The sequence below is a fragment of the Agrobacterium sp. K11 genome (assembly GCF_059429395.1).
The window spans coordinates 224,631-237,984 of the sequence record NZ_JCAHRB010000001.1 but is presented as its reverse complement, the minus strand read 5'-3'; the positions used below and the strand labels follow the sequence as shown (position 1 = coordinate 237,984).

The 13,354-nt window shown below is 58.0% G+C and carries 14 protein-coding genes; all 14 read right to left on the bottom strand.

What is annotated here, in order from left to right; translation table 11 throughout:
* Nucleotides 1–81: 81 nt before the first annotated feature.
* The 14 genes from glmM to AC5SEO_RS01005 all read right to left on the bottom strand — a co-directional run bounded on the left by glmM (nt 82) and on the right by AC5SEO_RS01005 (nt 13,328).
* A complete protein-coding gene (glmM, locus tag AC5SEO_RS01070; RefSeq protein ID WP_003511381.1) occupies nt 82–1,434 on the bottom strand; it encodes a phosphoglucosamine mutase in 1,353 nt (450 codons plus the stop codon).
* A gap of 188 nt (nt 1,435–1,622) precedes the next feature.
* Complete coding sequence (ftsH, locus tag AC5SEO_RS01065) at nt 1,623–3,587, bottom strand: ATP-dependent zinc metalloprotease FtsH (protein ID WP_013761814.1); 1,965 nt, start codon at nt 3,585–3,587, stop codon at nt 1,623–1,625.
* 154 nt (nt 3,588–3,741) lie between these two features.
* Nucleotides 3,742–5,079 (bottom strand): tRNA lysidine(34) synthetase TilS, encoded by a 1,338-nt coding sequence (gene tilS / locus AC5SEO_RS01060; RefSeq protein ID WP_112178494.1) that lies wholly within the window; start codon nt 5,077–5,079, stop codon nt 3,742–3,744.
* 30 nt (nt 5,080–5,109) lie between these two features.
* The gene (gene ybgF / locus AC5SEO_RS01055) at nt 5,110–6,102 is read right to left on the bottom strand and encodes a tol-pal system protein YbgF (protein ID WP_162632837.1); all 993 of its coding nucleotides are present in this window, start codon (nt 6,100–6,102) and stop codon (nt 5,110–5,112) included.
* 158 nt (nt 6,103–6,260) lie between these two features.
* Nucleotides 6,261–6,794 carry a peptidoglycan-associated lipoprotein Pal gene (gene pal, locus AC5SEO_RS01050; protein WP_003511386.1) on the bottom strand — a complete coding sequence of 178 codons (534 nt, stop codon included), beginning with the start codon at nt 6,792–6,794 and terminating at the stop codon, nt 6,261–6,263.
* Between the two features lie 210 nt (nt 6,795–7,004).
* Nucleotides 7,005–8,312 carry a Tol-Pal system beta propeller repeat protein TolB gene (gene tolB, locus AC5SEO_RS01045; protein WP_003511387.1) on the bottom strand — a complete coding sequence of 436 codons (1,308 nt, stop codon included), beginning with the start codon at nt 8,310–8,312 and terminating at the stop codon, nt 7,005–7,007.
* A gap of 20 nt (nt 8,313–8,332) precedes the next feature.
* Entirely contained in the window at nt 8,333–9,502 is a 1,170-nt protein-coding gene (tolA, locus tag AC5SEO_RS01040) for a cell envelope integrity protein TolA (RefSeq protein WP_495363653.1), read from the bottom strand.
* Nucleotides 9,503–9,510: 8 nt separating this feature from the next.
* Entirely contained in the window at nt 9,511–9,969 is a 459-nt protein-coding gene (gene tolR / locus AC5SEO_RS01035; RefSeq protein WP_003511389.1) for a protein TolR, read from the bottom strand.
* 46 nt (nt 9,970–10,015) lie between these two features.
* Nucleotides 10,016–10,735 carry a protein TolQ gene (tolQ, locus tag AC5SEO_RS01030; RefSeq protein WP_003511390.1) on the bottom strand — a complete coding sequence of 240 codons (720 nt, stop codon included), beginning with the start codon at nt 10,733–10,735 and terminating at the stop codon, nt 10,016–10,018.
* 261 nt (nt 10,736–10,996) lie between these two features.
* Nucleotides 10,997–11,437 carry a tol-pal system-associated acyl-CoA thioesterase gene (gene ybgC / locus AC5SEO_RS01025; RefSeq protein WP_003511391.1) on the bottom strand — a complete coding sequence of 147 codons (441 nt, stop codon included), beginning with the start codon at nt 11,435–11,437 and terminating at the stop codon, nt 10,997–10,999.
* Entirely contained in the window at nt 11,434–11,970 is a 537-nt protein-coding gene (locus tag AC5SEO_RS01020) for an NUDIX hydrolase (protein WP_076845448.1), read from the bottom strand. The genes ybgC and AC5SEO_RS01020 overlap by 4 nt, the downstream gene beginning before the upstream one ends.
* On the bottom strand, nt 11,967–12,494 hold the full coding sequence (locus AC5SEO_RS01015; RefSeq protein WP_076845447.1) for an NUDIX hydrolase: 528 nt from the start codon (nt 12,492–12,494) through the stop codon (nt 11,967–11,969). Before AC5SEO_RS01015 ends, AC5SEO_RS01020 begins: the two co-directional genes overlap by 4 nt.
* On the bottom strand, nt 12,494–13,072 hold the full coding sequence (locus AC5SEO_RS01010; RefSeq protein ID WP_076845446.1) for a DinB family protein: 579 nt from the start codon (nt 13,070–13,072) through the stop codon (nt 12,494–12,496). The genes AC5SEO_RS01015 and AC5SEO_RS01010 overlap by 1 nt, the downstream gene beginning before the upstream one ends.
* 37 nt (nt 13,073–13,109) lie before the next feature.
* The gene (locus AC5SEO_RS01005) at nt 13,110–13,328 is read right to left on the bottom strand and encodes a hypervirulence associated TUDOR domain-containing protein (RefSeq protein ID WP_076845583.1); all 219 of its coding nucleotides are present in this window, start codon (nt 13,326–13,328) and stop codon (nt 13,110–13,112) included.
* Nucleotides 13,329–13,354 lie beyond the last annotated feature (26 nt).

Genomic DNA, 13,354 nt, shown 5'->3' with positions numbered 1-13,354 from the left:
TTCACTATATTTATTAGGCAATACTCAAAGAAAAAGCCGACTCGAAAGCCGGCTTTTTCTTTTCACATTTGGTGGCGCAATTTATGCAGCCGAGCGGGCATTGGTGATGACCCCGACGAGATCGTTGACGATCTGCTCCACCTTCGCACTATCGTCGCCCTCCGCCATGACGCGGATCAAAGGCTCCGTCCCGGAAGGGCGGATGACGAGGCGGCCATTATTGGCCAATGCGCTTTCCGCATCGGCGATCGCCTGCTGCACGATCGGATTTTCCAATGGCTTGCCGCCGGAAATACGGACGTTCTTCAAAAGCTGCGGCACCGGCTCGAATTTGCGGCAAACCTCGCTGACGGTGAGGCCCGAACGTTTGACCTTGGCGAGAACCTGCAAAGCTGCCACCAGCCCATCGCCAGTCGTGCCGTAATCCGACAATACGATGTGGCCGGACTGCTCACCGCCGACGTTGAAATTGTGGTTGCGCATATGTTCGACAACATAACGGTCGCCCACCTTGGTGCGAGCAAGGGTGAGACCCTTGTCGCCAAGGAAACGCTCAAGACCGAGATTGGACATCACGGTTGCGACAATGCCGCCACCACGCAGGGTATTGTCGGAAGCCCAGCTGTCGGCAATCACCGCCATGAGCTGGTCGCCGTCGACGATCTCGCCGCGTTCGTCGACGATGATGACACGGTCCGCATCGCCATCGAGCGCGATGCCGATATCGGCCCGCACCTCATGCACCTTTTTCTGCAGGGCTTCCGGGTGGGTGGAGCCGCATTCGAGATTGATATTGATGCCGTTCGGCTCGTTGCCGATGGTAACGACTTCGGCGCCCAGTTCCCAGAGTGCTGCGGGAGCCACCTTGTAGGCAGCGCCATTGGCACAGTCGATGGCAATCCTGAGCCCGCTCAGCGTCACATCACGCGGCAGGGTACGTTTGACGAATTCGATATAGCGGTAGATATCGCCATCCACGCGCTTGGCGCGTCCTATCTCGCTCGGCTTGGCGAGCTGGGCATAGAGATCCTTGTCGAGAAGATCTTCGATTTCCAGCTCAAGCTCGTCGGAAAGCTTGTATCCGTCGGGTCCGAAAAGCTTGATTCCATTATCGGAAAATGGGTTGTGCGACGCCGAGATCATTACGCCGATATCGGCCCGCAGCGAGCGGGTCAGCATGGCAACAGCGGGGGTTGGAATGGGCCCGAGCAGGAAGACATCAAGGCCTGCCGCGGTGAAACCTGCGACCAGCGCGTTTTCTAGCATGTAGCCCGAAAGCCGGGTATCCTTGCCGATCACGACACGATGGCGATGATGGCCCCGGCGGAAGATCGTTCCGACCGCAATGCCCACACGCATCGCCAGATCCGGCGTCATGGGGAAGACGTTCGATTGTCCGCGGATACCATCGGTTCCGAAATAACGGCGTGCCATTTGAACTCCAAATCTTTCGGGCATTCCGGCATAGCATAAAACTACCGGAAGCGTTTTTGGCTAAATGCCACAAACCACGATAAACAGCACGTAAATTACAGCAAAAATGGCTTATATCTTGTTACCAAACTGAAAAGGCCACCCGGAAAACCGGATGGCCTTTTTCAATAGTCGTCTTGATCAGGCAATCAGTGCGGCTGTGGCTCCATGCCGCCTTCAGCCTCGCCGTCGCCCTTGGCTTCGCCGTCACCCTTGACTTCGCTTGGGCCATCCTTCTTGGTGCCTGCTTTCGGAACAGCCGAGCCACGGCTGCCAGGAGAATCATCACCCAGATCGCGGGCCGGCTTCTCGCCCCTCAGCAAAGCCTTGATCTCGTCGCCCGTGAGGGTTTCGTATTCCAGAAGACCCTCGGCAATAGCAACGAACCCGTCGTGATTGTCCGTCAGGATACGACGTGCCTCTGTATAGGCCTCGTCGATCAGGCGGCGGACTTCGGTGTCGATCGTCTGAGCCGTTGCCTCGGAGACATTCTTGGACTGCGAGACGGAATGGCCAAGGAAGACTTCCTGCTGGTTTTCACCATAGGCGACCTGGCCGAGAGCGTCGGAGAAGCCCCATTGCGTTACCATGGCGCGGGCAAGCTTGGTGGCCTGCTCGATATCCGAAGATGCGCCGGAGGTGATGTTTTCCTTGCCGAAGGTCAACTCCTCGGCAACGCGGCCACCCATCATGATCACCAGACGCGACACCATCCATTTGTAACTCATGGAGTAGCGGTCACCTTCAGGCAACTGCATGACCATGCCGAGTGCACGGCCGCGCGGAATAATTGTCGCCTTGTGCAGCGGATCAGCCAAAGCAACCTTCAGCGCGGTAATCGCATGCCCCGCCTCGTGGTAAGCGGTCAGTTTCTTTTCCGCTTCGGTCATGGCGGAGGAGCGGCGTTCCGCACCCATCATGATCTTGTCCTTGGCGTCCTCGAACTCCTGCATGGTAACCACGCGTTTGTTACGGCGAGCAGCCATCAGGGCGGCTTCGTTGACGAGGTTCATCAAGTCAGCGCCCGAGAAACCGGGGGTGCCACGGGCCAGAACCTTGAGATCGACATTCGGAGCCAGCGGCACGTTGCGAACGTGAACCTTGAGAATGCGCTCACGGCCGACGATATCCGGGTTCGGCACGACGACCTGACGGTCGAAACGGCCGGGACGCAGAAGCGCGGGATCGAGAACGTCCGGACGGTTGGTGGCGGCGATGAGGATAATGCCTTCATTCGCCTCGAAGCCGTCCATCTCGACCAGCAGCTGGTTGAGCGTCTGTTCGCGTTCGTCATTGCCACCGCCGAGACCGGCGCCGCGATGACGACCGACAGCGTCGATTTCGTCGATGAAGATGATGCACGGCGCATTCTTCTTGGCCTGCTCGAACATGTCACGCACACGGCTTGCGCCGACGCCGACGAACATTTCCACGAAGTCAGAACCGGAAATGGTGAAGAACGGCACATTAGCTTCACCCGCGACGGAGCGCGCCAGTAGCGTCTTACCAGTACCTGGAGGGCCGACCAGCAGCACGCCGCGCGGGATCTTGCCGCCGAGGCGCTGGAACTTCTGCGGATCGCGCAGGAATTCCACGATTTCCTCAAGGTCCTGCTTGGCTTCGTCCACACCTGCGACGTCGTCAAACGTCACGCGGCCGTGCGCTTCCGTCAAAAGCTTGGCCTTTGACTTGCCAAAGCCCATCGCGCCGCGCGAACCACCCTGCATCTGCCGCATGAAGAACAGCCAGACGCCGAGGATGAGGAACATCGGCAAAAGCGTGCCGAGATAGCTCAAAAAACCGGAAGAGCCGTCGCTCTCGGGACGCGCGACGATGGTGACGTTCTTGCTCTGCAAGCGCTCCATCAAGCTGTCGTCGATTACTGGGGAATAGGTCTGAAAGGCCGTGCCGTTTTCGGTATAGGTTCCGAGAACCCGGTTACCGGTGACGGTCACGTCGCGAACTCGCCCGGAATCCACATCGCGGAGAAACTGGGAATACGGAATTTCCCGCGAACCCGTTTGCGTCGGCGAAGTCTGGAACATGCTGAACAAAGCGATCAGCAAGAGGGCAATCACGGCCCACAAGGCGAAATTTCTGAAATTTGGGTTCATCGAACTCCCCGAACTCACACGGACATGTTTGCTGCCCGCTATTACTCGACCCTAACATAAGGACGACATCTGCCGTTGCCAAGGCAAAGGGCGTTATCTGATGCGTTTTGGTGTAAAAACTATTCCAAGGCAATTCACGAAAAAGAGGCCGGATTTAAACCGGCGGCTGTGGATAGGCCGCACGGCCGAATAAAACCGCGATGGCATTCGCCAACTCAAGGTCGAAGCGCGGCAGAAAAAGATCGAAGGGGGCAAGCCTCGGCACGATACTGATGGCACCTTCCGGAGAGGCTCGACCGGGAACCAACGTGGCAATTTGCGGCAGGATCGCCATCGCCTGTTTTGCAATCCCTGGCGGCACCGCTGGAAAAAGCGCTGCCGCATCCACAATACCACCCGTCCTGCCCGCCGCAATATTGACCGGAAAAGCCGACGTGTTTTTCACAAGGAAACGATCGTCCCAGAGGCCCTGCCCACCAGCCTCGACTTGCAGTTCCGGCATATTCCGGTGCTCGCGGAAAAGATAAAGCCCGTCCTTTCGGCGATCGAGAAGAACGCGGCCAACCGTTATCCGTCCGTTCTCGCTGGTTTTGAGAAACTGCAACACCCGATCCATGCTGCTGGCCGCCGGGAAATAGACCCTTCCACCGAGATTAGCGATGAGCACCGCTAGCCCGTGCCGAAATTCGGGAAGATCGGGCATCAGGCCTTCAATCGACAATCTGGCGAGCGTGGCGTGAAAGACTTCTGCGTTTTGTTGGAGGAAAAAGGCGGTTTTCTCGGAATATGCCTGTCGTTTGACGGCGGCCTGCGCATCAAACGGCGGCGGAGAGTCGGAAAGCGACTGCCGCACACGAACCCGCTCGTAGTGCGCGTTGTCATTACTCGGGTCGTCAAACCAGCCACGCGAGCGAGATGATACGAAATCGCGGATCTCCTGTCTTTCACAGGTCAGGAACGGCCGCATGATCCAGTGGCGTCCACCGTATAATACAGCATCCGCCATGCCGGCGAGGCCGAGATTTTCGCTGCTGCCGCTTCTGGCGGCACGCATCGCCACGGTTTCCCGCTGGTCGCCAAAAGTATGCCCCGTCATGACGAGATCAGCGCCAATGTCGCTCGCAACACCGGCGATCAGACTATATCGGGCAAGGCGAGAGGCTTCGGAAATGCCGGAAGCGGGTTTGGGGTCATCCCATCGGCGCACGGTATGCGGGATACCGAGTTCCGCGCAGAGCAAGGAGACCTTGTGAGCCTCATCAGCGGATTCCGCCCTTAGGGCATGGTCAACCGTGACGGCGGAAAGCCGCACCCGGTCGGGGTCTGCCTCCGCCCTCGCCTCATGCATTGCCAGCAACAGACCGGTGGAATCGCTACCGCCGGAGATTGCGATGAGAATATGGACGGGTTTGCGAAGATTTTCGACAAAGGACCTTGCCGCAGCGAGCGGCGCAACCGTCTTTTCGTTCAAAATGCGGACATCAACCGGCATGGAAAGACCGCCGCCATGGCAGGAGCAAGATCAGCAGCTCAGCCGCTTCTGTTCGCTGGCAACCTTGTTCAGCACAGTCTTTGAAGCACTGGGATAACGCTTCGGCACTTCGCGCAGCGTGGCGCAGGCGGTCTCGGTGTTGTCCAGAGCTGCAAGCGACATGCCGAGCTTCATCAGCATTTCCGGTGCTTTCGGAGACTTGCCATAGGTCTGATGGCCGTTCAGGAAAGTTTTTGCGGCCTCGTTGAACTTGCCCTGCGAATATTGTGCCTCGCCCAGCCAGAAGCTGGCATCGGCGGCCTTGGCGCCTTTCGGGTAACCCTGGAGATATTGCTGGAACCCCTGCTCCGCAAGCTTGTAATCGCCGGAAAGAACATGGCCGTAAGCAGCCTGATAGATATCGCCCTCGCTGGTGAGTGCTGCGGTGTTGACCGGATCGGTCTTGCGCGCACCGTTGCCGGTGGTAACGCCCGGAAGACTACCGGAAGAATTGTTGGCACCCTGGTTCAATGAGCCACCGATCGGCATGCCCTTGGAATCAAGCTCGATGGAGCCAAGCGTCGTCTCTCCCGGTGCACTCGTCGGCGCGTTCGCGGAAGAGGACGGCGAAACGGAAGCGCCACCCTGAGGTGGCGTTTCGATGATCGTTGCAACGTCGTCGCTCGGCGGAGCGGCCGGAGTGGCCTCCGCCTTCTTTTTCGGCGCAGTGGTACTCGCGCCTTTGCCGCCTTCCAGTTCCTGGAAACGGAATTCATTGTCTTCCTGCGCCTTGCGGATCGTTTCCTGCATCTGCAAAAGCTGGAAGCTCATTTCTTCGATACGGCCGTTGAGCTGCCGGATCTGTTCTTCAAGCTGCTGAACCTTATAGGCTTCATTGGCCTGAACCCGCACAATTGGGACCTGCTGAGAGTTGATCGTGCCGAAGCTACCCCCCGCACCGAACAGCGGACCCGAAACGGCTGTGCCGCTCAAGCCGGTGCAGGCTGCAAGCCCCAGCATTCCCGCCACGACAAGTTTCTTCATCTCATTTGCCCTGCCTTAACTGATTTGCACCGGAATGGCGCAAGCCGGATTTTTTCCATATCAACCGAAAAAGCAACTTAACTTCGGCCAAACTATGAAAAAAACGAAAGGCGGCCCATAGACCGCCTTCCATTCGAGATCACAAAAGCGTCAGGCGATTACATGCCTGCGCCACCGAGAACCGTCACAGCGCGGCGGTTCTGCGACCAGCAGGAAATGTCATCGCAGACGGCGACCGGCTTTTCCTTGCCGTAGGAGATCGTCTTCATGCGGCTTGCCGGAACGCCCTGGGACGCCAGGAAGTCACGGGTTGCAGCGGCACGACGGGCGCCGAGCGCCAGGTTGTATTCACGCGTACCGCGCTCGTCGGCATGGCCTTCGACGGTGATGGCGTATTTCGGGTAACGGGCAAGCCACTGTGCCTGGCGCTGCAGCGTCTGCTGCGCGTCTGCACGGATGGACGTCGAGTCCGTATCAAAGAAGATGCGGTCGCCAACATTAACCGTGAAGTCCTGCTGGGAGCCGGGCGTCGCAGAACCCGCACCGCCGAGACCGAGCTCACCGGCGCTATTCGGCATGTTCTTCTTGTTCGCGCAGCCTGCGAGAGCAAGAGCGAGCGTCATGGCGATAACAGCCGGATTACGGGCCAGTTTCTGCATCGGGCTGAGTGCCGAAGTGTGTGTACGGCTCATCGCCGGTCTCTCCTTGGGATTGCAATAACGTTGCCAGACACTAACGGATCGAGGTTAATAGCCGACAAACGCTTATGGTTAACAGAAAGGAAACGTCCCACTTTTTTGCTCCCTCACAACACTTTGCGGCAAGAAAGAGGCAGTTTCCCGTACGGCATATGTAAAAACATGACGGCGCCGGTTGGGCCGGCGCCGTCATGGCAGTCAATATCAGTCCAGAAGCGGCGACCAGGCCGGGTCTGAAGCGAAGGTGGGAGTCTTGATCAGCTGTTCGTTGTAGCCGGTCAAGTCGATCGAATAGAGCTGCGGACCGCCAGCACCAGCGTTCTGGCGGAAGAACATCAGCACACGGCCGTTCGGCGCCCATGTTGGGCCTTCATTATGAAAGCCGCTGGTCAGAATGCGCTCACCCGAACCGTCGGTTTTCATCACGCCAATCGAGAACTTACCGCCCGATTGCTTTGTGAAGGCGATCAGATCGCCGCGTGGCGACCAGACCGGCGTGGAATACGACCCGTCGCCGAACGAAATACGCTGCTGTCCTGAACCATCGGCATTCATCACGTATATCTGCTGACGGCCGCCACGGTCGCTTTCAAAGGCAACACGTTGCCCATCCGGGGAGAATGACGGTGCAGTATCGATCGCGGACGTGTTCGTCAGGCGCGTCGTGGTTCGTGAGCGCAGGTCCATGGTGTAGATATTGGCGTTACCATCCTGCTGAAGGCTCATGATGACCTTCTGGCCATCCGGCGAGAAGCGCGGCGAGAATGTCATGCCGGGGAAATTACCGACCACTTCGCGCTGTCCGGTTTCCAGCTGCAGCAGGTAAACGCGCGGCTGCTGGCCTTCAAACGACATGTAGGTGACTTCCTGACGGTTCGGCGAAAAACGCGGTGTCAGGACGATGTCGTTCGAATTGGTGAGGTTACGGACGTTGAAGCCGTCCTGGTCCATGATCGACAGCTGACGCTTGCGGGCTGTCTTCGGGCCGCTTTCGGAGACGAAAACGACGCGGGTATCGAAGTAGCCCTTTTCACCGGTGACGCGCTCATAAATGGCGTCCGCGATGATGTGGGCGACACGGCGCCAGTTTTCCGGCTGCGTGAAGAACTGCTGCCCGGTCATCTGCTGGCCTGCGAAAGTATCCCAAAGGCGGAACTCCGCACGCAGACGGCCATCGCTTTCACGCGTCACGCGGCCCGTTACGAGTGCCTGCGCGTTGATAACCTTCCAGTCCTCAAAACGCGGCTGCTGATCCGGGTTGGCGATTTTTTCGATGAAGGCACTCTTGTTGACTGGCGCAAACAGGCCGGAACGCTGCAGATCGGCAGCAATTACGGCCGATACCTGCGCGCCGATGCCGTCACCCGAGATGAAGTCGGTGATGGCGATGGGCAAGGGTTCGACGTTGCCCTTGTTGATGTTGATTTCCACCCGCGCAAAAGCCGGTGCGGAGAAAACCGACATAAGGGCCGCGACAGCGAGCACCAGCCGGATCGGCGAAAATATCTTCATGTTGCCAGGCCTTTCAGCATTCATAGCAATTCACTGGGATCGAAATTCACTACGACTTCGTTCCATGCATCATATTTGTCGGCAGGAAGGTTCGTGAACGGAGCAGAACGCATGATGGCGCGATAGGCACCACCGGAAAGGGCGCGACGCGTTCCCTCGGAACCACCCGTTGCTTCGATCTCGGGTCGGCCGATGATGGATCCATCACGGTCAAGCTTCATGGTGACCCGAACGCGAACGTCCGAGGCATCCGCCATGCCGGGAATGATCTGCCAGTTTTTCTGGATTGCGCCACGCAGCGCATCCATTTCCGTCTGGCTGAGCGTCGAACCGCCCGTGGTCTTTTTGCCGCCAAGCGAGGCCTGCTGGGTGGAGCGCTTTGCACCACCACCGGAGGGCGCCTGCTTGTTCAAAAGCGCGGCAACATCGTCAGCGTTAAAATCGCTTTCCTTCGACGAAGCGGATTTCGCCGTTTCCTGCTTTTTCTCACCCGGCTTCTTGTCGGAAGGCTTGTCCGTGGACTTTGCCTGATCGGGCTTGGTCTCTGCAGGCTTCTCAGCGGGCTTCTGCTCGGCAGGTTTGGTCTCAGCCTGTTTCGGCACTTCCGGCTTCGGCGGCTCCGGGCGGGAATTCGGGCGCGGCACATTCGGCGGCACGGGAATTTCGGCCGGTTCCTGTTGCACCGGGGGTGGCTCTTCCGCTTTCGTTTCCTGCGGCGGCGGCTCCGTCTTCGGTTGCGGCGCGATCTCGGTCTTAGTCTGCGGCAAGGCGGCCATTTCCTGCGGCTTCGGAGCCGAGGTCTCTTCCTTGACGATTTCCTTCACCTCATTCGCCTTGGTGTCGACAACCGGCTGCGGCTTTTCCTGCTTTGGCGGAGCGGCCGCACTGATATTGTCGTTCGGCTTTGTAGTAGGCGTCGGCGGCGCTTCTATATCGGCCACGTTGTTGCCGACATTCTGAGCGTTCGGAACGATATCCGGACGTGTAGTCGGAACCGGGGCCGACTTTTCCGCCTTCGGCGCGTTCTTGTCGCCTTGCTGGATCTGGCTCAATTCCTCGATTGGCACCAGCTCCACAGGCAGTGCCTCAGCCTGCGACACGTCAAGAGGCTCCGGCGAGCCCAGGGAAACGAGGGCGAAAGCCAGAAGCGATGCGTGCACGATCGCGGATGTGGTAAGGCTGCCCTTCATCGCTGACGTCAATTATCCTGTTTCTGCTGGGTCACAAGGCCGATATTCTTGAAGCCCGCTGCCTGGATACGCGCCATCACGTCGGCGACGACGCCATAGGCGGCAACGGAATCCGCGCGCACGAAGATGCGTTCGTTATAGCCTGTCGTGGCGATTGCCTGCAGCTTGTCGGCCACCTCGGCCGCCTGGATTTCCGTTTCCTGCAAATGGATCTGGCCATTGGCATTGACGGAAATCGTGATCGGCTGCGTATCCGAATTCAGCGCGTTGGCAGATGTCTGCGGCAGGTCGATCGGAACGCCGACCGTCATCATCGGTGCGGCCACCATGAAAATGATGAGAAGCACAAGCATGACGTCAACCAGTGGCGTCACGTTGATTTCGCTGATCGCGCCGCCCCTGCGACGTCCGCCGCGCCCACGGCGTCCACCGGAACCGCCGCTGCTGCCACCTGCTGACATACCCATAACATCTACTCCATTTTGCCTTGCGGCAAATTACTGCGCGGCGCGCTTATTGGGCTGCCTGCCGCGTCTGAAGTTTTTCATCGATCTGGCGCGACAGGATCGCGGAGAACTCGTCGGCGAAACCTTCCATGCGAGCGGAAAGCTTGTGCGCGTCAGCCGTGAACTTGTTGTAGGCGATAACCGCCGGAATAGCCGCGACAAGACCGATGGCCGTTGCCAGAAGCGCTTCGGCGATACCCGGCGCCACGACCGCAAGGTTGGTGGACTTCGAACCGGCAATCGCCTGGAACGAGGTCATGATACCAACGACCGTACCGAAGAGGCCGATGAACGGACCGGCAGAACCGATCGTCGCCAACGAACCGAGGCGAGCCTCGTATTGTTCGCCTTCACGAGCAATCGTCACGTCCATTGCCCGGTCGATACGCATTTGCAGACCGATGGGTGAACGGGCGCCGCGTTCAAATGATTTCTTCCACTCCCGCATGGCGGAAACGAAAATTGCCGCGAGACCAACATTCTGGCGTTCTGCCAGAGTGCGGTAAAGCTCTTCGAGCGACTGGCCAGACCAGAAGACCTGTTCGAACTGGTCGAACTGGCGCTTTGCCTTGCCGAAGCTTACGTATTTGTCGAAGACGATCGCCCACGTCCAGACCGAGGCGGCGATAAGTCCAATCATCACGAACTTCACGATGAGGCCCGCCTGCATAAACAGCGCCCAGAGACTTACATCGTGCGTCGCCGCTGCCAAACCTGCCTGTTCCATAAATATCCAATCCCCGAATCCAAACGCCCGGTACGGGACCGGGCGATTCAAACGCGTGTTAACGCTCGAAGCTATGCAGCAACAGCCGCAAACCCCTTTGCCATACCCCGATACTTGCCAGTAAGCCTTACTTGCCAATAAATTTGGTGAAAGGAAGGCGTGCGCCGCACAAATGCCAGTTGCTAAAGTAAGACACCATTATGGTTAAAGGAGTGTTACAACCGCGCCACGTCTGATGGATTTACTGGACCAGCCCCGAACTTACTTCAGGAATTTTTCGGCCACCGTCTCCGGAAGGCGCCTTGGCCGGCCATTGGCATTGATGACGGCGATGATGACCTTGGCGGCAACAAGCAGCGTTTCGCCGCGCCGGATTTCCTGATTGAGCACCATTTTTGCGCCCCCGGCCTTTTCGGTAAGGGTGGTGATCGTCAACACATCATCCATCCGGGCCGGGCTCTTGAAATCGATCTCCATACGATGGACGACGAAAACGAGACCCTCCTCGTCGGCGGTCAGGAGTGCGCTTTGCTCGCAGCCGAGGCAACGCAGGTAGTCGGTTCGACCGCGCTCGAGAAAATGCAGATAGCGCGCGTGATAAACGAGGCCAGAAAAATCCGTGTCCTCATAATAGACCCGCTGCGTCAGGCGGTGCCCATGTTCGATGAGTTCGCCGGAAAGCGAAACCACAAGCTCGCTCATGATATCTCCTTGGAAAGTTCGGCCGCACCTGAACGACCTTCGCGGACGATAAGATGCTCGTGGCGCTGAGGCAGCATCTCGATGCGCTCAGCAATGAAACGGGGTCTGAGATCGTGTTCCAGCAGCGCGGAAGGCTGCGCGGGCAGCCAGCGGAACTCCACCTCGACGCCATCCAGCACGCGATGCACTATATCGCTTTCATGGAACGGCAAAGGCTGGCGCAGCGAAACCAGATAATAAAATGCCAGTTCATGCGCGGCATAATCATCATAGGCGAAAAAATTCTCCGCCGACCAGAGAAGACGCTCGACGGCGCAATCCCGGTCGAGCTCCTCGCCGATCTCGCGGATGATGGTCTGCTCGGAGCTTTCACCGATTTCCGCCCGCCCGCCCGGCAGGGCCCAATAGCTATCCTTGGCGCCACGCTGGACGAGAAGATAGTTGTCGTGGAAAATCAACGCCGCCACACGCATGCTGAACAGCTGCGGCTTGCGGTCCAGCCGGATCATATGGCGCTCAGGGGCAGAAGTCATTTGGCGTCCAGGTCGCCGTCATACCAGACAAGGTGTCGTGTGGTGTCAGGCAGGTGTTCTATTTCATCCGCGATGAAATAGGGCGGAATATCGAGTTCGGTCAATGCATCACGGGTCGCGGCGACCCAGCGAAACTCGAGCTCGTTATCGCCATCCTGAACGCGGTGAATGATATCCGTCGGGTGAAAGGCAAGGGTCTCCGGCAAATCCATCAGGTAATAGAAACCGAGTTCGTGCCACTCCTTACCCTCATAATGGAAAAAATTCTCGACCGCCCATAGAAGCCGCCCGACCTTCGCTTCGACGCCAAGTTCCTCGACCATTTCGCGCGCCAGCGTTTCTTCGGAACGCTCGCCCATTTCGGCGCGGCCACCCGGAAAGGTCCAGAATTTCTCATGGGACGCGCGGTGCACCAACACGTGGCCATCCCGAAACGCCAGCCCCGCAACGCGCATCTGGAAAATGCGTTTCGGCTTGAATTTCATGCGAATACGGGTGTCCTGCACCGTGGTGTCTTGCGTCATTAACTGAACCTGCTGGCTGGAAACATCAAATCGGTTTCCGTCCACCCTAACGCATCCATCTCGGCTTTTCTCGCCTTTGCGTCGTCTCCCACAATGAATTCATCCAGTTGTGGCGGCTTGATCATGGTGCCGGACAACATGGCATGCACCTGCCCGCGATGATGCGTCTGGTGCTGGAAGAGATGGGACAACACATCATCGCAGCGATCCTGCTGGATGCGTATTCCACGATGAATATTGACGATGGCAGCGAGGCCGTCCTCATCCAGCATGTCGACAAAATCGATCAGTTCTTCGTCCAGTTTCGCTTGGGCAGCATGCAGCTCCGCCATGGTGGTGAAAGGCTCTTCTTCTTCAAAAGCGGCAAGGCCGAGCGTCCCGCCTTTGACAGCGTCGATATAAAACAGGTCAACGGTGTAGATGTGGTTCAGGGTCGCCCGAAGGGTTGGAAAGAAGCTGACGCGAGCGGCCACGAATTCCTCCTGCAACAGCTGAAGACAAGCCTGATGCAGCCTTAAATTAGCCAGCCGGTTGTTGCGCGCGAGTTTGCGGAAAACCCGCATCGGATCGTAGGCCATCGACGTCCCTTCTTATGGCGCCTGATAACGCCGTTTTTCAATCGACGTGTTCAAGCTCGGACTTGCTCTTCAGAACCTTCGCCCCATCTTCCTGCTCGATAAGATAGGCGGGTTCGTCCTTGCTGGCCTTGCGCTTTATCGTGGAACCGGAAATCGTTTTTTCGACATCATCAGTAAACGTCTCGACGATTTTTCCTTCGCCGGTTCCGTTGCCCCATTTCCAGCGAACCTTCGTACCCTTGCGATATTCAGGCATCATCATTTCCTGACCAAAGAAAATCA